This window comes from Duganella sp. GW821-FHT07G03 (genome assembly GCF_059418605.1).
The window spans coordinates 150,982-170,536 of sequence record NZ_JBWKQE010000003.1; the positions used below are offsets into that span (position 1 = coordinate 150,982).

The window sequence follows — 19,555 nt, forward strand, 5'->3', positions numbered from 1 at the left end:
CGATGCGATGCCCCCACCTCAGCCTTCTGCTGCTGGCTTGCTGTCTGTTGCCGGCGCCGGCCGTGCTGGCCCAGTCGGTCGAACCCCATGTCGCCATCGGCGCCCAGGTCAGCGCCGCCTATCTGTACAAATTTTCCGCCTTTGTCGAGTGGCCGGCCGACGCCTTTGCCCAGCCGGACAGCCCCTTCATCATCGCCATGGTCGGGGCGGACGCACTGGCGGACGAGATCGCCGCCAGCCTGAACGGGCGGCAGTCCAACGGCCGCAAGCTGCTGGTGCGCAAGCTGAAGGTGGGCGAGCCGTTTGTCGGCATACACATCTTGTTCCTCGGCGACTTGCCCAGGCATGAGTTGCTGGCGCTGTTCTCCCGGGTCCGGGACAAGCCCATCCTGACGGTCACCGAGTCGGACGAGGCGTTCTCGCTGGGCGGCATGATCAACTTCGTGGTGCCCGATGAACGGCTGCGGTTCGAAGTGGCGCTCAAGCCGGCGGCCTCGAGCCGGCTCAAGTTCAGCGCCCTGATGTTGTCGGCGGCGTACCGGGTGCGCAAGGACGGCTCCTGATGAGTTTCCAGCGCTCGATACGGCAAAAGATGCTCGCCAGCGTGATGTCGACCACGCTGGTGGCACTGCTGTTGACCTTGATCGCCACGGTGAGCGTCGATCTCTGGCGGTTTCACCATGAAATGGAGGCCGATATGCGCAGCAACGCCGACCTGATGGGGCGCATGATGTCGGCCGCGCTGGCGTTCGAGGATGAGGCCCTGGCCAGCGCCAACCTGAGCGCGCTGGCCAGCCGGCCCAACGTGCTGGCGGCCGCCGTCTATACCGAGCGCGGCACGCTGTTCGCCAGCTACGCGCGGGCCGGCGAAACGGTCCGCTTGCCGTCCCGGCCGGAAGCCGACGGCATACAGCTGAACAGCACCCGCATGCAGGTCTTCCGCCACATCGAACACCAGGGCGTGCCGCTCGGCACACTGTATCTGCGGGCCGAATATGACTGGCACGGCGCCGTCGCCACGGATGCCGCGCTGGCCACCGTGGCCCTGGTCTGCGCCATGGCGATCGCCTACTTTATGACCCAACGCCTGGAGCGGCTGGTGACCCGGCCCATCGTCGACATGGCGCGCGCCGCGCGCGAGGTGGTGCGACAGCGCGACTATTCCCGCCGCGTCAACAAGGTCGAGGATGACGAGGTCGGCGCCCTGGTCGATTCTTTTAATGCGATGCTGATGGAGGTCGAGCGCCGCACCGTCGAGCTGGAAGCGTCCAACCTGGCGATCTCGCGCGAGGTGGTGCAGCGCGAACGGGTGCAGGCGCAAATCATGCACTTGAACACAGACCTGGAGTCGCGCGTACAGGCGCGCACGACCGAGCTGGAGGTCGCGATGCGTTCGGCCGAACATGCGAATCAGGCCAAGTCGGCTTTCCTGTCGAGCATGAGCCATGAGTTGCGCACCCCGCTCAACGCCATTCTCGGCTTCGCCCAGTTGCTGGCGTCCGACACGGTGGCGACCACCACCGAACGGCGCAAGGAATTCACCGGCTTCATCATGAAGGCCGGCACGCACTTGCTGGAACTGATCAACGAGGTGCTCGACCTGGCCAAGGTCGAATCGGGTGAATTGCGGCTGTCGCTGGAACCGGTCAACCTGGGTGAGGTATTGCGGGAATGCCGCACCATGCTCGAACCGTTGGGCGCGCAACGCGCGCTGCGCATGGTGTTTCCGGAAGCGCCGCCGTGGTGCGTGCTGGCGGACCGCACCCGCTTGAAACAGATCCTGCTCAATTTGCTATCGAACGCCATCAAATACAACCGCGATGGCGGCATCGTCGAAGTCGCATGCGCGCGCCAGGCGCGTTACCTGCGCATCTCCGTGCGTGACAGCGGGCGCGGCCTGGACGCCGCCCAGCTGGAGGGATTGTTCCAGCCCTTCAACCGTCTGGGGCAAGAGCTGGGCGTGGTCGAGGGCACCGGCATCGGACTGGTGGTGACCAAGCGCCTGGTTGGCCTGATGAATGGCAATATGGGCGTGAGCAGCACGGTGGACGTGGGCAGCCTGTTCTGGATCGATCTGCTCGCGCTGGAACAGGACGCCGGCGCGCCCGCCGCGGCGCCGTCCAAACCGGCCGTGGCGCCGCAGCGCAGGGCCGCCATGTCGACTATCCTGTACGTCGAGGACAACCCGGCCAACTTGCGTTTGGTGGAGGAGATCATCAAGACCATCCCGGACCTGCGCCTGTTGTCGGCCCCGGACGCGCATCTGGGCTTGCAGCTGGCGCGCGGCCACCTGCCGGACCTGATCCTGATGGATTTGCATTTGCCCGGCCTGAGCGGACTGGACGCGCTCCAGCAGTTGCGCGCGGAACCGGCGACCGCCGCCATTCCCGTCATTGCCGTCACCGCCAGCGCCATGCAACGCGATGTCGCGGCGGGCATGGAACGCGGCTTCCTATGCTATGTCACCAAACCGATCAATATTGAACAGCTGACCGAAGCCATCAACCTCGCCCTATCGAAGGAAGCGCCATGATCACCCAAGCCGCCATCCACACCGCCAGGATACTGCTGGTCGACGATCAACTGGCCAATGTGCGGGTGTTGGAGTACATGCTGGGCGATGCCGGCTACAGCGCGGTCAGCTCCACCATGGATTCGCGCACCGTGCTCGACCTGCATCGCGACAACCATTACGACTTGATCGTGCTCGACCTGAACATGCCCTTCATGAGCGGTTTCGAGGTGCTGGAGGGGCTGAAGCTGATCGAGGCTGAGGGCTATCTGCCGGTACTGGTGGTGACGGCGGAGCCCGGATACAAACTACGCGCGCTGGAAGCGGGCGCGCGCGATTTTGTCAGCAAGCCGTTCGACCACATCGAGGTGCTGACCCGCATCCGCAACATGCTGGAGGTGCGCCTGCTGTACACGGAATCGCGCCAGCACGGCCTGCATCTGGCGCGGTATGACAGCCTGACCGGCTGGCCGAACCGCTTCCTGTTCCAGCAGCGGCTGGCCCAGGCGCTGGAATCGACCGCCGCAGGTGGCATGGTGGCCATGCTGTTGATAGACCTCGACGGTTTCAAACATGTGAACGACACCTTGGGTCATGTCGTCGGTGACGAACTATTGCGCCAGTGCGCGCAACGCCTCGGACCGATCAATCCCCTGCGTGGCCGGCTGGGCGGCGATGAATTCGGCCTGATCGTGGAATACGTAACGGGGGCCGAGGCGCCCGCCAGGGTGGCTGACCAGCTCCGGCAGGCGCTGGACCTGCCGTTCCGCCTGGGTGGCCAGGACGTCAGCATGACCGCCAGCATCGGCATCGCCGTGTATCCCAACGATGCCGGCGACGCCGATACCCTGATCCAGTATGCCGATACCGCCATGTATCAGGCCAAACAGGCCGGACGGGATACCTATCGTTTTTTTACAGAGGAAATGAACCTCCAGGCGCAAAAACGGCTGTGGATGGGAGACGCCTTGCGCAAGGCGCTCGACCAGCAAGAGTACGTGCTGCATTACCAGCCCAAGGTCCAGATCAGCACCGGCCGCGTGATCGGCGCCGAGGCACTGATGCGCTGGAACCGGCCCGGGCATGGCTTGGTCTCGCCGGCCGAATTCATACCTTTGCTGGAGGAGACGGGTTTGATCGTGCGGGCGGGCGCCTGGGCCATCAATGAGGTATGCCGGCAGGTCGCGGCTTGGGGGCGCGCTGGCCAGGCCTTGCACATTGCTGTCAACGTGGCCAGCCGCCAGTTCAGCAGCGGCGATCTGGCCACCGTGGTGGCCGATGCGCTGGCAGCCAACGGCGTCGCGGCGGAAATGCTGGAGCTGGAAGTGACGGAGAGCGCGCTGATGGTCGACATGGAGCGCACCGTCGCCACCCTGGGACTGCTACAGTCGATGGGCGTGCCGATTTCGATCGACGACTTCGGCACCGGCTATTCCAGCCTGGCCTATTTACGCCATTTTCCCGTCGATACGCTGAAGATCGATATCGCCTTCATCCGCAACGTGACGAGTTCCGCCGAGGACGCGGCCATCGTCCGCTCCATCATCGGCATGGCGCACAGCCTGAAAATGGATGTCGTGGCCGAAGGCGTGGAAACGGTGGAACAGCTGGCCTATCTTCGGCGCTGCCGGTGCGACCAGATCCAGGGTTATTATTTCAGCCGTCCGCTGCCGGCGGCGGAATTCGAACAATTGCTGGCCGCCGATAGCCGCCTGGTCCTGCCCGAGGGGAGCGCCAGCACGCCGCCGCGCACCTTGCTGCTGGTGGATGACGAACCGCACATCCTGGCCTCGCTCAGCCGGCTGTTGCGCCAGGACGGCTACCACATCCTGACGGCTGGCAGTGCGCAACAAGGCTTCGCTTTGCTGGCCATGCATCAAGTACATGTGATTGTGTGCGACCAGCGCATGCCCGACATGAACGGCACGGCATTCCTGGGTAAAGTGAAGGATATGTACCCCGATACCTTGCGCATTATCTTGTCGGGCTACACCGATCTGGAGACCATCCTGGAGGCGATCAATCGCGGGGCGCTATTCCGTTTCTTCACCAAGCCTTGGGACAGCAAGGTGCTGCGCGAGAGCCTGCGCGCCACCTTCCGCCACTACTGGCAATTGCACGGCTTGAATCCCGATGAAGTGGAGGCAACGCTGGTCGAGGGCATGGACGATAGCGTCTTGCCCAATCCAGGGTAGCACGGCGGACCGGCGCTACAGCGCCTGGATCTCTGCTTCAGTGAAGCCCGCCCGCAGGCGGGCTTCGACGTTGAAGGGGCCGCGCGGCGTCGGCGCCTTGTAGCGTATCGCCAGTTCGGCATAGGTGGCGCGCGGTTCCAGGCCGCGTTGCAGGCACAGGTAGTTGTACCAGCGGTTGCCGATCTCCACATGGCCGACCTCGTCGCGCAGGATGATGTCCAGGATGGCTGCCGCCTCGCGGTCGCCGGCCTGGGCCAGCTTGGCGCGCAACGGCGGGATCGCGTCCAGTCCACGCGCCTCGAGCGTGCGCGGCACCAGCGCCATGCGGGCCAGCACGTCTTCGGTGGTCTTGCCGACCATCTCCCACAGGCTGTCGTGCGCCGGGAAGTCGCCATATTGGTAGCCCAGCGTTTGCAGGTGTGCGGCCAGCATCGCAAAGTGGGTCGCCTCCTCGGCGGACACCCGCAGCCAGTCGATGTAGTACTCCTGCGGCAGGTCCGGGAAGCGCCACAACGCATCGAGCGCCAGGTTGACGGCGTTGAATTCGATGTGGGCCAGCGCGTGGATCAGCATGGCCCTGCCCTCCACCGTCACCATGGAACGCCGTCCCACCGACAGCGGCGGCACCAGCTCCGGCTTGGCCGGCCGGCCCGGAATGGCAGCCGCCGGCACGATGGCGCCCGCCGGCTCCAGCCCGCACTCGCCCGCGCGCGCCGCCGCCGCCATCGCTGCGACTGCCGCTACTTTGGCGGCGGGGTCGTTCTCTAGCAGGCAATGCAGCGCGTAGGCGCGCAACTCGGTTGGGCTGACCATGGTGTTCCTAGAAGCTTGAAAAAGGACGCAGTGTAACAAATCCCTGCCGTGATGCGTGGCTACAACACCGAGCCCCCCGTACCGGGGCAAGGGCAACTTGATTGCAAATTAACATCTTCTCTGAGGTAAGATTTGCTGACTGCACTGGAGAAGGTCCTATGTCCCACGCGATCATCCATACAATTGGCAGCACTATCTATTTCATGTTCGCGCTGCTATTCCTGTGGGTGGGAAACATACCGCGAACGAATCGAGGCTCGGGCTGGTGGGCCATGTCGATCTCCTGTGCGCTGATCGCGCGCATTGTTCTATTCCTGCTGCTCCCGATGGAGGACCGCCGCATCGCCACTGCGGCGTATGTGGTCTTCAACATTATGGAAAAGCCATTGCTGTTGACGGGCATGGTGCGTTTCCTGAACCTGGACATGCGCATCCGGGGCTTCTGGATCGCCGCGGTGGCGGCGGAAACCTGGCTGCTGGTGACCTTGATCGCCGACACCCATCCCCTGTTCCGTTCGATGGGCTACGCGACCATCAATGCCGGGCTATTGGCATGCATGGCCTGGCTGGCCTTGAGCCGGAGCGGCGACTTTCCCGGCTTGCCGCTACGGATCACCGCCGTCGCCAGTGGTTTGCTGGCGATCCATTGGTTCGGCGCGCCGATCGTGATCTACTTTCATCCGACCTGGTTCAAGGACAGCTTCCTGATCGGGACCTTCCTGGTGCTGGTCCAATACTTCTCGCTGCTGACCGCCGTGCTGACGCTGTTTCAGCAACGCTTGGTCGATGCCGAGGCCCAGGCGCTCGATCTCGCCTTCCATGATCCGTTGACGGGTTTGAACAACAAGCGCTATATGAGCACCCTGTTCGACCAGGCGCTGTTGTTGGCCACACGGCCGCACCACGTTGTCGCCGTGTTGTATATCGACCTGGATAACTTCAAGCCCATCAATGACAAGGCCGGGCACGACGTCGGCGACGAAGTATTGAAAATCATCGCGGAGCGCCTGAAGGCAAACACCCGCAGCACCGACATCTGCGCCAGGATAGGCGGCGATGAGTTTGTCGTCATCGCGACCCAGCTGGTCAACGAAGGACAGGCGCTGGAAATCGCCAACAAATTGCTGGCGCAAATGATGACGCCGGTGGGAGTCCACAGCCTCTCCTACACGCTGGGCGCGAGCATCGGTATCGGCCTCTACCCCAGCCATGCCGCCAATCTGCCGGAACTGATGAAGTACGCCGACTGCGCCATGTACAAAGTCAAGCGCAGCGGCAAAAACAGATGCGAGGTCTATCAGGCCAGCATGGCTTGTGCGCCTAGCTGACGGCCGGCTCCAGCAAGGTCAGGGTTTGCTGCGCCGTGTCCAGCCTGGCGCGTAGGCCGACGGGCAGCGTGAACTGGTGCCGGATGTGGCCGAAGGAGTAGCCGGCCACGGCGGGCCGGGTCAGCGGCAGCAGGTGCTGGTTGACGGTATCTTCCAGCGACAGCGCGCTCTCGCCCTCCACGCCTTCGCAGTTTTCAAAAATGCCCAGCACGACGGCGGCGGCGTGGCGGTAGCCCTGGCTGAGCTGGAGTTGCGTCATCATGCGGTCGATGCGGTAGGGTTCTTCGTTGACCTCTTCCAGGTACAAGATGGCGTCCTTGAAATCGGCCGCGTAGGGCGTGCCGGCCAGCGCGGCGACCAGCGACAGGTTGCCGCCGATAAGGCGTCCGCTAGCAACGCCGCCATGCACGGTGCGCGGCGGCGGATAGTCGGCCGACATGGCGATGGTGTAGTTGGCTTGCGGCGCCATCAGCACGCTGCGCAGCTGCTCCACCGAGTAGTCGGAAAATGTGGACGTGGCCACCGGTCCGTGATACGTCACCAGCCCCGCTTGCCTCAGCATGGCCAGGTGCAGGCAGGTGATGTCCGAATAGCCGATCAGGACTTTCGGATGCGCGCGGATCAGCCGGTAGTCGATGTGCTCCAGCAGCGAGATGCAGCCTGAGCCGCCGCGCACCGCCCACACCGCCTTGATCTCGGGATCGAGGAACATGCCATGCAAATCGGCCAGCCGCTGCGCGACCGTGCCGGCGTAATTGCCGTAGACGTAGTGGATGTTCTCGCCCAATCGCACCCGCAAACCCAGCGATTCGATATTGGCCACGGCCTGGGCCAGCGCCGCATCATTGGTGTGGCCGCCGGGCGCGATCAGGCCGACCAGGTCTCCCGCTTGCAGCCGGCGCGGTTTAATCAGTCGCATGGTTTTCCTCCCGGCCGGCGCGGCCGTCGCGGACAAGGCGCCCGTGCCCAGCGCGGCGGCGGCCAGCACCTGGCCGAACCACCGCCGGCCGTGGTCTGCGGCCATTACAGGAACTTGTACTTGAGCAGTACGTTGAGCGCCCGCCCACGCGGATCGGCCACCCGTGGATCCCAGCCAGCGCCCACCACCTCATCCACATTGTGCGCGGTGAACGGCGGATCGGTATCGAGCAGGTTCTGGATGCCGAGCGTGATCGTGACGTTCTTGAAGCCGCTGTACGTGGCCGACAAGTCGTACTTGGTGTAGGCCTTCACGTTGGGGTTGAAGCCAGGTGGCGGCGCCGCCTTGCCGCCGTCCGGCAGTTGGTCCTTGTAGCCGGAGCTGTAGCTCTGGATCAGCATGCCGCTCCAGTCGCCACGCGACAGGCTCAGGCTGGCGTTGTGCTTCCAGCGCAGATACAGGTCGCGGGTGTAGAAGTTGCCGACGTATTCCTGGTAGGGCTGGCCTTCGATCTCGGCGAACTTGAAGCTCTGCGTATAGGTACCGTCGAGGTTGAAGGCCCACTTGTAGCTGTCGAGCTTGCCCTCGCCGCGCAGGCTCACGTCGGCCCCGCGCGTCTTGGTGCCGGCGGCGTTGATCCAGCCCGCGTTGACGTAGGCGATGGTGTTGTCCGGGTTGCGGATGATGTTCTTCGACAGCAGCGCGGCGTTGGCCAGCACGATCTGCGGCGTGCGGTTCAGGATGCGGTTCTGCGAATTGATGGCCCAGTAGTCGATCGAAGCCGAATAGCCGCGCACCGGCTCGATCACCATGCCTAGACTGCCCTGCTTGGAGGTTTCCGGTTTCAGCGCGGGGTTGCCGCCGCTGAAGTAGGGCAGGCGCGCAATGGCGCAGAAGGCCGGATCGCCGGGATGGGTCGGGCAATACACGGGATCGATGATCCCGTTCGGCAGTTCCTGCGACAGGCGGCCGGAATACAGCTGGGTAAAACTCGGCGCCAGGAAGCCCTTGTTGGCCGAGCCGCGGAACACCAGCATGCCGTTCGGTTGGTAGCGGAACGAGATTTTCGGATTGGTGGTCGAGCCGAACACGCTGTAGTGGTCGCGGCGCAAGGCCAGCTGGGTTTCCAGTTCCTTGGTGATCGGTACGATCAGCTCGGTGTAGAGCGCCTTGATGTCGCGGCTGGCTTCGTTCAAGGCGGCGTTCCCCGGCGACAGCAGGATCTGCGTGGCGTCGACGTCCTGGGCGAAGTTGTAGCCCTCGCGGCGCAGGTCGAAGCCGACCGCCATCGACACCGGACCAGCCGCCAGCTGCCCGACCTCGCCGGACAGATTGCCGTCCAACTGGGTCAAGCTGGTTTTGCCGTGCTGGAAAGCGCCGCGGAATTTGGTCGATTCGACCAACTGCATGGCTTCCGGCGTCTGGGTCTGGCCGGCGGTGAGCCACGGGTTGATGAGGCCGCCGCCCAGCGCGGAAAAGATCTTGCTGGTGTAGCCGTAGCCATCGAGCAGCGCGGTCTTGGTCGTGCTCTCGCCATGCGACAGGCCGGCGCGGTAGTCCCACTTGCCGAGCAATACGCCTTCCGCGCCGATCAGCAGGCGGGCGTTGTCGGTGATGTTCTCCTGCACCCGGTTGCCCCACGGGTTGGCGCGCCATTTGTAGATGATGGGCTTGGTCTTGTCGAAGCTCGGAATGAAGGCCGACAAGTCCTGGTAATACGCGCCGCCGACCGGATAGGCGTTGCCGTTGGCCAGCGAGGTCTGGATCTGCACCGGCGTAAATTCCGCCGTGGCCTTGTTGTGGCCATACAGTGCTTCAACGAACAGCTTATGGTCGGGACTGATTTGCAGCGTGCCGCGCGAGACCGCGTTCAGGCGCTCGACCGGGAAGCTGATGATGTAGTCGGCGCCGTAATCGTAGGCGCAGGAATAGGTGCTGCGGGTGGCGGCCGTGACATCCTTCCACAGCGCGGTCTGGTATTGCGACATGCCGGGTATGGAATCGCACTTGCCCTGGAAGCTGAGCGGATTCGCTTGCAGATAGGTGGTCGGATCGCCCGGCCGCTTGAAGCCGGTGCCCAGCGCGGTGCCGGCGCCGGTCAGCTGGTTGGCGTAGGGCGTGCCGGTGGTGTCCGGCGACAGGCCGCGTTCGGGCTGGAAGCCGTTGGCAAAGGCGCGGTCGTGCGAGCTCAGCTTTTCGTTGTTGTCATAGGTGACGCTGCCCATGACGTTGAAGCCCTCCTTCTGCAAGGACCCGATGCCACCCAACAGCGACAGCCGGCGGTTGGCGCCGCCGCCATGTTGGGTGAAGTTGTCGTTGAGCGAGACTTCCAGACCGTGATAGTCGGTGCGCAAGATGAAATTGATGACGCCGCCGATGGCGTCGGTGCCGTAGATGGCCGAGGCGCCGTCCTTCAAAATTTCCACGCGCTGGATCGCGCCCAGCGGGATCGCGTTCAGGTCGACCGCCTTGGCGCTGGCGCCGAAGGTGGCGATGCGGCGGCCATTGAGCAATACCAGCGTGCTGTTGGGGCCGAGCCCGCGCAGCGAAGCGTACGAAGCGCCGCCGCTGACGCGGTCGGCATCGGCGCCGAAGACGTTGTTCCCGGAGGTCATGTTGTCGGCGCCGGTGCCGTTGGCGGACAGGCTGCGGATCAGCTGCTCGGTGCTGGTGATGCCGGATTTTTCGATGGTGTCGTAGTTGATCACCTGGACCGGCAACGCGCCCTCCTTCGCCAGCCGCTTGATGCTGCTGCCGGTAATTTCAACGCGTTGCATCACCGCCGTGCCATCCTGTGCGAACACCGGACCTGCAGCCGGGGCGAACACGCCCATCAGCGCAATCGCATGCGCCAGTTTTTTAACCTTCACGGTCTCTCCCTGTGGTGAATCTGAATTCTTATTTTTCCAGAGTAGCGCCTTGCTTCATTGACCTGCCAATGAAATTAGCTTTTGCCGTCATAACTTTTAGTCATGAAGTAGCGTTCTCCCCAGCAGCATGCCAGTCGCGCGAACTTTCAGGAAAGATATTTGTATCTTTAAAGCCACATTTATCAAGAATAAAGACTAGGCAAGCAACTCAGTTAGCAATGCCTGGGCGGCTTCGGCGATGCTGGCGGCCAGCTGGCCGGCGCCGTGGGACAGCGGCGCGTGGGCCGGCGTCAGCAGATACAGCTGGATCGTGATTTCCGGCGCCCACGGCCGGCTTTGCAGTCGGCCGCGTCCGGATGCCGCGGTGAAGGGATCGACCACCGCCATGCCACCTCCGGCTTCCACCAGCGAGCGGGCGATCTGGTAAGTCTGGACCACGGTGTGGAAATGCGGGGTGATGCCTTGTGCCTCGCAGGCGGCCAGTACCTGGTCGCCGAGCGGATCGTTGTCGGCATAACCGATCAGCTCGCCTTCCAGCGCCGGCGCGGTGAACGGCTGCGTGAGTTGCGCGGCGGACCAGCGTCCAAGCGGCGCGATCACCGTCATCACGCCCTGCGCGATCGGCTCGGCGATGATGCCGGGATGGCGCGGGTCCTGCAGCGACAGGCCGAGGTCGGCCTCGCCCAGCCGCAGGGTGTTGACGATTTCGCTGGTGTGGTGGGTCGCCAGTTCGCAGCGGGTGTCGGCGAAGGCGCGGCGCCAGTTGCTCATCGCCTGCGGCAGCACGCTGGCGGCCACGGTCGGCGTCGACACCAGGCGGATGGTTTCCACCGCGCGGCCCTTGAGGCTGGCCGCCAGGCGGCGTATGCCTTGCAGGTCGCGGTTCAGTTTTTCGGTCTCGGCGAACAGGCGGTGCGCTTCCGGCTTGGGATACAGCTTGCCGCGCACGCGCTCGAACAGCGGCATGCCCAGTTGCAGCTCGCAGTGCTGCAACACCTTGGTGACGGCCGGCTGCGAAATGTGCAGCACCTGTGCGGCGCCGCTGATGGTGCCGACTTGCATGATCGCGTGAAAAACTTCTATGTGACGCAGCCGCATCTTCCTCTTTCGCTATGACGATGCGCTACTGTAGCAGGAGTGCCGCCCGGACGCTGCCCTCACTTTGGTCGAGCAACGCCCGCGCCCGCGCCACCGGGATCCGGCGCAGCAACACCACGATCGCCGCCTTGACGTGGTAGTCGCATTGCTCCAACACGAAGTGCGCGCTGGCCTGGTCGGCGCCGGTGGCGTGCATGGTCAGCGCCACGGCGCGGCGCAGCAGCTTGGCGTTGCTGGCCTTCATGTCGACCATCAGGTTGCCGTGGACTTTGTGCAAGCGCACCATGATGGCGCTGGAGATGGTGTTGAGCACGATCTTCTGCGAGGTGCCGGCCTTCAGGCGCGTGCTGCCGGAGATGACTTCCGGGCCGGTGTCGAGCGTGATGCCGAACGCGGCCCGCGACGCCACCGGCGCGTCGACGTTGTTGGCGATGCCGATGGTGAGGGCGCCGGCGGTGCGGGCGGCGTCCAGCGCGCCCAGCACATACGGCGTGCTGCCGGAAGCGGCCAGCAGGATCACCACGTCGTTGGGCTGCGGCAGCAAGGCCGCCAGGTCGAGGAAGCCCTGCTTGCTGTCGTCTTCCGCGCCCTCCACTGCCTTGAACATCGCGCCCTTGCCGCCGGCCAGCAGCGACAAGGCGCGCTCATGCGGCCACGAAAAGGTCGGATGCAGTTCCACGCCATCCAGCACGCCGAGTCGTCCCGAGGTGCCGGCGCCGACGTAGATCAACCGTCCGCCGGCGGCGATGCGCGGTACAGCGGCCTCGACCACTTCGGCGATCACGTCGGCTGCGGCGCGCACGGCGGCAACGGCGTTGAGCTGGTCGGCGATCAGCGTATCGACCAGCGCGGCCACCGGATACTGGTCCAGGCCGGCGTGTTCCTGACTGGGGGTTTCGGTTTTGAGCATGTTGAAAGTGTAAGCTTGAATCTCGCCGCGCAGTCATGAAAGCTTGCCGGGCACTCATTCCGAAAAGTTATACGGCAAGCGCCGGTTTTCATTGGCGGGCGTGCTCCGCTGGCAGTATTCTTGACCATCGAGTCAATTTTTAAGGCCACCATGAAACGCGAAATGCAGGCCTTGACGGTGATGTCATGAGCGAGGTGATCGTCATCGGCGGCGGCGTGGTGGGCCTGACCTCCGCATGGTGGTTGGCCGAGGCCGGCTATCGCGTGACGCTGGTCGAGCGTGAGGCCGAGGTCGGCAGCATGGCCAGCTATCGCAACGGCGGGCAGCTCAGCTATCGCTATGTGTCGCCGCTGGCCGATGCCGGCGTGCCGTTGAAGGCCTTGCAGTGGCTGTTTCAGCCGGACGGCCCGCTGCGCTTTCGGCTGGAGGCGGACTGGCGGCAATGGCGCTGGCTGGCGCAATTCCTCGGCCGCTGCAATGCCTCCGCCAATCGCCGTACCACCGCCACCTTGCTGCAACTCGGGGCCTTGAGCCGGCGGGCGATGCACGAATTGTCGCTGCAGGTGGCGCTGTCGGAATTCGCCTGGCGCGATGCGGGCAAGCTGGTGGTGTATCGCAGTCCACGCCTGTTCGAGCACGCGGCCGCGCTGGTCGCCGACGATGCCGAGGTGTTGACGCCGGCTGGCACGGCGCTGCGCGAGCCCGCGCTGGCGGCGCTGCAAGGCGATCTGGCGGGCGGTATCTTTAATCCCGGCGAAGCGGTGGCGGATTGCCATGCGTTCTGCGTGCTGCTGATGCGGCGTTTGCAAAGCCATCCCAATTTCAACGGCGTGCTGCGCCGCGATGTGACCGGCATACGCACCGACCGCGGCAAGGTGGCGTGGCTGTGCACCGCGGCCGGCCCGCTGCGGGCCGACCATTTCGTGCTGGCCGCAGGCATCCAGAGCCGCGAGCTGGCGGCCAGCGCCGGCATCTACCTTCCGCTGTATCCGCTCAAAGGCTACAGCCTGACCGCGCCGATCCGCGCCAACGACGTGGCGCCCGAGATCAGCGTGACCGACTTTGAACGCAAGGTTTTGTACGCGCGCATCGGCACGCAACTGCGCGTGGCGGCGATGGTGGACATGGTGGGGGCGGACACGCGCATCAATCAGCGCCGCGTGCAAAGCCTGGTGCGCCTGGCCAAGGAAGCCATGCCCGGCGCGGCCGATTACGACCGGGCCGAAGCATGGGCGGGCTTGCGGCCCGCCACGCCGGGCAGCGCGCCCATCATAGGCGCCACGCGCTATGCAAATCTATGGCTGAATGTGGGGCACGGCCCGTTGGGATTCACCTTCGCCTGCGGCACGGCCAGCCTGCTGGCGGGCATGCTGCGCGGCGCGGCATCGCCCATCGCGCTGGATGGGCTGACGCTGCGCCGCTGACGATCAGGTTGGTTGCTGGATCAGACGCAGGATGCTGGAGAAATCTTCCTGGCCGTGGCCTTGTTGCTGGTGCAATTGAAACAGCTGGCGCGCCAGGCTGCCCAGCGGCGTGACCGCTTGCGTCGCTTGCGCGGCTTGCTGCGACAGGCCCAGGTCCTTCAGCATCAGCGAGGTGCCGAAGCCGCCCGCGTAGTCGCGCGAGGCAGGCACGTTGTCCATCACGCCGGGCCAGGGATTGTATAGTTCCAGTGCCCAGTTGCGGCCCGAGCTCTTGGCCATGATGTCCGACAGCACTTTCGGATCGAGGCCATGGGAGACGCCCAGGTTCAATGCTTCCGCTGTGCCCGCCATCAGTATCCCCAGCAGCATGTTGTTGCAGATTTTTGCGACCTGGCCAGCGCCTGGGCCGCCGGCGTGGAAAATGTTCTTGCCCATCTGCTCCAGCACGGGACGGGCGCGTTCCAGCGCTTCCGTCTCGCCGCCGACGATAAAGGTCAGCGTGCCGGCGGCCGCGCCGGCGGTGCCGCCCGAGACCGGCGCGTCGATCATCGCCAGGCCCAGCTTGGCTGCGGCGGCGGCCACCTCGCGCGCGGCATCGGCGGCGATGGTGCTGCAATCGATGAACAGCGCATTGGCTGCGGCGTGGGCCAGGATGCCCTGTTCCCCCAAATACAGCTCGCGCACATGGCGGTCGGCCGGCAGCATGGTGACCACCACGTCCGCCTCGCGCACCGCTGCGATGGCCGTCGCGGCGGCGCGCGCGCCCGCGCTGTGCAGCTTCTCCATGGCCGCCGCCGACAGGTCGAAGACCGACACCGTGCGGCCCGCGCGCAGCAGCTTGTGCGCCATCGGCGCGCCCATATTACCCAGTCCGATAAAAGCGATATGCATTTTGTCTCCTTGTTAGTTTAAGTCTGCCAACGGATGCTGCCGGCCCGGCGCCTCGAAGAACTCGCCGACCTTGGCCACTGCCTCATCCAGCGTGCGCGGCGACCATTGCGGTGCGTTGTCCTTTTCCACCAGCAGTGCGCGCACGCCTTCCGCGAAATCCGGATGGGCGCAGCATTGCAGGGCGACGACCAGTTCAAGACGGAACACATCGGCAAGGCTGAGGTGGCGACTGCGTTGCTGCAGTTCCCACACCAGCGCCGCCGATGAGGGCGCGCCTTGCGCCAGCGCCGCCGCCGCGCGTTGCAGCCACACCGAATCCCCCTGGTAGCCGGTGATGGCTGCCACTACCTCGCCCAACTCGCGGCTGGCGGTCATCGCAGTGATGGTATCCCAGTTCTGGCGCACCGCCGATGCCGGCAGCGTCTCGTGCGCCAGGCTCAGGGAACGCAGCAAGCGGTCCACCACCACCACCGCCGCATCCGCGTTCCATTCAGCGGCGCACAAGGCCTCGACCACGGCAGCGCGCTGTTCTTGCGGCAGGAAATAGTCGCCCAGCCCGGTGAACAGCGCGTCATGCGCGTTCAGCGAGGCGCCGGTCAGGCCGAGGAACAAGCCGCTGCGGCCCGGCATGCGCGGCAGGAACCAGCTGCCGCCCACGTCCGGGAACAGGCCGATGGTGATCTCCGGCATGGCGATGCGGGTGGTCGGCGTGACGACGCGATGGCTTGCGCCCGCCAGCAGGCCCAGGCCGCCGCCCATGACGATGCCGCCGCCCCACACCACCAGCGGCTTGGGATAGGTATGGATCAGATGATCGAGCCGGTACTCCTCGCTGAAGAAGGCCTGCGCCTGCCGGTTGGGCATGGCGCTGGGCTCGGCCAGGATGGCGTTGCGCAAGGTCCGCACGTCGCCGCCGGCGCAGAAGGCCTTGTCCGTGCTTGACTGCAGCACGACGCAGGCGACGCCGTCATCCTTGGCCCAGTCCTGTATTGCGAGGTAGAGGGCGCGTATCATGTCCAGCGTCAGCGCGTGTAGCGTCGACGGCACGTTCAGCGTGGCGACGCCGATGCGCTTGCCGCTGTTGGCGGCACGGGTTTCCAGCAGCACCGCTGGCGCTTGCTCCAAATTGGCGGTCTCACGCATTGCGCCACCGTGCCGGACGTTTTTCCAGGAAGGCCAGCACGCCCTCTTGCTGATCCTGCGTGTCGAACAGGTCGACGAAGCGTTCGCGTTCCTGCGGCAGCATGTGTTGCGGCGGCAGGCTGCGCGCGCCCTGGATCAAGGCCTTGCAAGCGGTGACGCTGCTCGGGCTTTGGCGCCACGATTTTTCGGCCAGGGCCAGCGCGGCATCCAGGGCGGCACCGGTGGCGACCACTTCTTCCACCAGGCCGATCGCCAGCGCCCGCCGTGCGTCGATGCGCTCGCCGCACAGCATCATCCGTTTGGCCCAGCCTTCGCCAACCAGCCACGACAGTTGCTGGGTGCCGCCGGCGCAAGGCAGCAGGCCGACCGAAGCCTCCGGCAAGGCCATCTGTGCATGTTCTTCGGCGATGCGGATGTCGCAGGCCAATGCGCACTCCAGGCCGCCGCCCATGGCGTAGCCGTTGATGGCGGCGATGCTGACGCCGCGGAAGCCGGACAGCGCTTCAAATGCCTGGCCGAAGCGCTGCGCCATCGCGCGCGCCACGGCTTTATCGCCGTCGGCAAACAGTTTTAGGTCGGCGCCGGCCGAGAAGAACTTGGCGCCGCCGCCGGTGATCACCAGCGCATAGATGTCGCGCTCGGCGTTGAGGTCGGCCACCAGTTCGGCCAGCGCCGCCAGGCTTTCCAGCGTCCACGTGTGGGCTGGCGGGTTGTCGAGGGTGACGACGGCCGTGTGCTGGCGCCGTTCGACTTGCAGGTTTGCGTAGGTTTTATTCATTTGATGTTCTCCGTCGCGCCCTCGCGCAGGATGGCCCTGCCGACGATGAGGCGCATGATTTCATTGGTACCTTCGAGGATTTGATGCACCCGCGTGTCGCGCACGTGGCGCTCCAGCGGATACTCGCGGATGTAGCCGTAGCCACCGTGCAGCTGCAGCGCTTCGTTGGCGACGGCGAAGCCGGCGTCGGTGGCGAAGCGCTTGGCCATGGCGCAGTAGACGCTGGCGTCCGGGCTTTCCTGGTCCAGCTTCCACGCGGCCAGCCGCACCATCTGGCGCGCGGCGACCAGCTCGGTCACCATGTCGGCCAGCTTGAATTGCAGGGCCTGGAACTGCGCCAGCTCGCGGCCGAACTGCACACGTTGCTTCAGATAGTTGCCGGCGCGCGCCAGCGCCGCCTGCGCCGTGCCGACCGAACAGGCGGCGATGTTGATGCGGCCGCCGTCCAGGCCCTTCATCGCGATGGCGAAGCCCTGGCCGGGCTCGCCCAGCAGGTTGGCGGCCGGGATCGCCACGTTGTCGAAGTGGATGGCGCAGGTGGGCTGGCTTTTCCAGCCCATCTTCTCTTCGTTCTTGCCGAAGCTGATGCCGGGCGTGTCGGCCGGCACCGCGAAGGCCGAGATGCCGGCGGCGCCGCTGTCGCCGGTGCGCGCCATCACCACCAGCAAGTCGGTGCTGCCGGCGCCCGAGATGAAGGCCTTGCTGCCGTTGAGCAGGTAGCGCTCGCCCTGGCGTTCGGCGCGGGTGCGCAGCGAGGCCGCGTCCGAACCGGCTTGCGCTTCGGTCAGGCAGTAGCTGGCCAGCGCCTGGCCGCTGGCCAGTCGCGGCACCCATTGTTCGCAGACGGCCTGGCCGCCCCAGCGCGCCACCATCCAGGTCGCCATGTTGTGGATCGACAGGTAGGCGCTGGTGGAGGTGCAGCCGGCGGCCAGCTCTTCGAAGATGATGGACGCCTCCAGCCGCGACAGGCCCAGCCCGCCCAGGTGCTGCGGGGTGTACATGCCGCAGAAGCCGAGTTCGCCAGCTTTCGCCAGCGTGTCGCGACAGAAGTAGCCGTCGGCGTCCCAGCCGGCGGCGTTGGGCGTGAGCTCGCCCTCGGCAAACTCGCGCGCCGCCTGCTGGAAGGCTTGCTGCTCTTCGTTGAGCGCGAAGTCCATGCTCATTACTTCAGGCTGATGGTGGTGTTGACCTGGCCGACCGAGGCCGCATCCGCGAACCAGCGCTGGGTGATGGTCTGGGTCTGGGTGTAGAACAGCACCACTTGCTTGCCGTAAGGCCCCAGGTCGCCCAGCTTGGAGCCGCGCGAGCCGGTAAAGCTGAACAGCGGGACCGGCACCGGAATCGGCACGTTGATGCCGACCTGGCCGACGTCGATGTCTTCCTGGAACTTGCGGGCGGCGGCGCCGCTTTGCGTGAACAGCGCGGTGCCGTTGCCGTTCGGGTTGGCGTTGACCAGGGCGATGGCTTGGTCCAGCGTGTCGGCCTCGACCACGATCAGCACCGGTCCGAAGATTTCCTGGTCGTACACCGCCATGCCGGGCTTGACGCCGGACAGGATGGTCGGGCCGATGAAGTTGCCGTTCGGGTAGCCGTCGACCTTGATGGTGCGGCCGTCCAGCGCCAGATGGGCGCCCTGCTCCACGCCCTTGCCGATCAGCGCCAGCACGCGTTCCTTGGCGGCGCAGGAGATGACGGGACCGAGGTCGGGATTGTTCTTGCCGGCGCCGACCGACAGCGCGCCGGCCTTCTGCACCAGCTCCGGCAGCCACTCGCGCGCCGCGCCGACCAGCACCGCGACCGAGGCCGCCATGCAGCGTTGGCCGGCGGCGCCGAAGCCCGCGCCCAGCAGCTGGTTCAGGGTTTGCTCCTTGTTCGCGTCCGGCAGGACCACGGCGTGGTTCTTGGCGCCCATCATGCACTGGGCGCGCTTGCCGGACAGCGTGGCACGTTCATAGACGTGCTTGCCGACGTGGCTGGAGCCGACGAAGGAAACGGCGCGGATGTCGGTATGGTCGCACAGCGCGTTGACCACTTCCTCGCCGCCATGCACCATGTTCAGCACGCCAGCCGGAATGCCGGCTTCCAGCGCCAGCTTGACCAGCTTCACTGTCACCAACGGGTCCTGCTCGGACGGCTTGAGCACGAAGGTATTGCCGCAGGCGATGGCCATCGGGAACATCCACAGCGGGATCATGGCCGGGAAGTTGAACGGCGTGATGCCGGCGCACACGCCCAGCGGTTGCAGCACGCTGTAGGTGTCGACGCCGCCAGCCACGTTCTGGGCGAATTCGCCCATTTGCAGCGAACCGATGTTGGCGGCGTGCTCGACCACTTCCAGGCCGCGGAAGATGTCGCCCTCGGCATCGAGCAGGGTCTTGCCTTGTTCGGCGGTCAGCGTGGCGGCCAGGTCGGCCATGTTTTCGCGGATCAGCTGCTGGTACTTGAGGAAGATGCGGGCGCGCGCGCCGATCGGCGTTTTGCGCCAGGTCTTGAAGGCGCGTTGGCCGGCGGAAACCGCCTGCGCCACTTCGTCCATCGTGGCGAACGGCACGCGGGCCAGCACTTCCTGGGTGGCCGGGTTGACGACGTCGCGCCAAACGGTGGTGCGGGATTCGACCCATTCGCCATTAATCAGCAAGGGTACGGTGGGGATAGCTGTGGTCATCGTCGGTCT

The 19,555-nt window shown here is 65.3% G+C and carries 15 protein-coding genes; 5 read left to right on the forward strand and 10 right to left on the reverse strand.

What is annotated here, in order from left to right; all coding sequences use genetic code 11:
- The first annotated feature begins 2 nt into the window (after positions 1 to 2).
- Genes AC07OK_RS06320 through AC07OK_RS06330 form a run of 3 tightly spaced genes read left to right on the forward strand, consistent with a single transcriptional unit; the run spans position 3 to position 4,707 of the window.
- Positions 3 to 563 (forward strand): TOL_0243 family YfiR-like periplasmic protein, encoded by a 561-nt coding sequence (locus AC07OK_RS06320; RefSeq protein WP_494689495.1) that lies wholly within the window; start codon positions 3 to 5, stop codon positions 561 to 563.
- Positions 563 to 2,533, forward strand: coding sequence for a sensor histidine kinase, YfiR-like protein-associated (locus tag AC07OK_RS06325; RefSeq protein ID WP_494689496.1), 1,971 nt, complete (start codon positions 563 to 565; stop codon positions 2,531 to 2,533). The genes AC07OK_RS06320 and AC07OK_RS06325 overlap by 1 nt, the downstream gene beginning before the upstream one ends.
- Positions 2,530 to 4,707: an EAL domain-containing protein gene (locus tag AC07OK_RS06330; RefSeq protein ID WP_494689497.1), complete on the forward strand. Its 2,178-nt coding sequence runs from the start codon at positions 2,530 to 2,532 to the stop codon at positions 4,705 to 4,707. Before AC07OK_RS06325 ends, AC07OK_RS06330 begins: the two co-directional genes overlap by 4 nt.
- Before the next feature lie 15 nt (positions 4,708 to 4,722).
- Here the strand turns inward: AC07OK_RS06330 and AC07OK_RS06335 are convergent, their stop codons facing one another.
- A complete protein-coding gene (locus AC07OK_RS06335) occupies positions 4,723 to 5,520 on the reverse strand; it encodes a ferritin-like domain-containing protein (protein WP_494689498.1) in 798 nt (265 codons plus the stop codon).
- A gap of 272 nt (positions 5,521 to 5,792) precedes the next feature.
- Here AC07OK_RS06335 and AC07OK_RS06340 point away from each other — a divergent pair, with 272 nt between their 5' ends.
- Positions 5,793 to 6,848 (forward strand): diguanylate cyclase domain-containing protein, encoded by a 1,056-nt coding sequence (locus AC07OK_RS06340; RefSeq protein WP_494689499.1) that lies wholly within the window; start codon positions 5,793 to 5,795, stop codon positions 6,846 to 6,848.
- Here AC07OK_RS06340 and AC07OK_RS06345 read toward each other — a convergent pair.
- The 4 genes from AC07OK_RS06345 to AC07OK_RS06360 form a co-directional block, all read right to left on the reverse strand.
- Positions 6,841 to 7,872 (reverse strand): S66 peptidase family protein, encoded by a 1,032-nt coding sequence (locus AC07OK_RS06345; RefSeq protein WP_494689500.1) that lies wholly within the window; start codon positions 7,870 to 7,872, stop codon positions 6,841 to 6,843. The genes AC07OK_RS06340 and AC07OK_RS06345 overlap by 8 nt on opposite strands.
- Positions 7,872 to 10,637, reverse strand: a complete 2,766-nt coding sequence (locus AC07OK_RS06350) for a TonB-dependent receptor (RefSeq protein ID WP_494689501.1) — start codon at positions 10,635 to 10,637, stop codon at positions 7,872 to 7,874. The genes AC07OK_RS06345 and AC07OK_RS06350 overlap by 1 nt, the downstream gene beginning before the upstream one ends.
- Before the next feature lie 195 nt (positions 10,638 to 10,832).
- Positions 10,833 to 11,735 (reverse strand): LysR family transcriptional regulator, encoded by a 903-nt coding sequence (locus tag AC07OK_RS06355; RefSeq protein WP_494689502.1) that lies wholly within the window; start codon positions 11,733 to 11,735, stop codon positions 10,833 to 10,835.
- A gap of 25 nt (positions 11,736 to 11,760) precedes the next feature.
- Positions 11,761 to 12,645 carry an N-acetylmuramic acid 6-phosphate etherase gene (locus tag AC07OK_RS06360; RefSeq protein WP_494689503.1) on the reverse strand — a complete coding sequence of 295 codons (885 nt, stop codon included), beginning with the start codon at positions 12,643 to 12,645 and terminating at the stop codon, positions 11,761 to 11,763.
- Between the two features lie 185 nt (positions 12,646 to 12,830).
- Here AC07OK_RS06360 and AC07OK_RS06365 point away from each other — a divergent pair, with 185 nt between their 5' ends.
- Positions 12,831 to 14,069: a D-amino acid dehydrogenase gene (locus tag AC07OK_RS06365; protein ID WP_494689504.1), complete on the forward strand. Its 1,239-nt coding sequence runs from the start codon at positions 12,831 to 12,833 to the stop codon at positions 14,067 to 14,069.
- Positions 14,070 to 14,072: 3 nt separating this feature from the next.
- Here AC07OK_RS06365 and mmsB read toward each other — a convergent pair whose 3' ends face one another.
- The 5 genes from mmsB to AC07OK_RS06390 are packed head-to-tail and all read right to left on the reverse strand — an operon-like array spanning position 14,073 to position 19,546.
- Entirely contained in the window at positions 14,073 to 14,960 is an 888-nt protein-coding gene (gene mmsB, locus AC07OK_RS06370) for a 3-hydroxyisobutyrate dehydrogenase (protein WP_494689505.1), read from the reverse strand.
- Positions 14,961 to 14,972: 12 nt separating this feature from the next.
- The gene (locus tag AC07OK_RS06375) at positions 14,973 to 16,103 is read right to left on the reverse strand and encodes an enoyl-CoA hydratase/isomerase family protein (protein ID WP_494689506.1); all 1,131 of its coding nucleotides are present in this window, start codon (positions 16,101 to 16,103) and stop codon (positions 14,973 to 14,975) included.
- Positions 16,096 to 16,881 carry an enoyl-CoA hydratase gene (locus AC07OK_RS06380; RefSeq protein WP_494689507.1) on the reverse strand — a complete coding sequence of 262 codons (786 nt, stop codon included), beginning with the start codon at positions 16,879 to 16,881 and terminating at the stop codon, positions 16,096 to 16,098. Before AC07OK_RS06380 ends, AC07OK_RS06375 begins: the two co-directional genes overlap by 8 nt.
- Positions 16,878 to 18,038: an acyl-CoA dehydrogenase family protein gene (locus AC07OK_RS06385; RefSeq protein ID WP_494689508.1), complete on the reverse strand. Its 1,161-nt coding sequence runs from the start codon at positions 18,036 to 18,038 to the stop codon at positions 16,878 to 16,880. Before AC07OK_RS06385 ends, AC07OK_RS06380 begins: the two co-directional genes overlap by 4 nt.
- Before the next feature lie 5 nt (positions 18,039 to 18,043).
- On the reverse strand, positions 18,044 to 19,546 hold the full coding sequence (locus tag AC07OK_RS06390; protein WP_494689509.1) for a CoA-acylating methylmalonate-semialdehyde dehydrogenase: 1,503 nt from the start codon (positions 19,544 to 19,546) through the stop codon (positions 18,044 to 18,046).
- Positions 19,547 to 19,555: the final 9 nt, after the last annotated feature.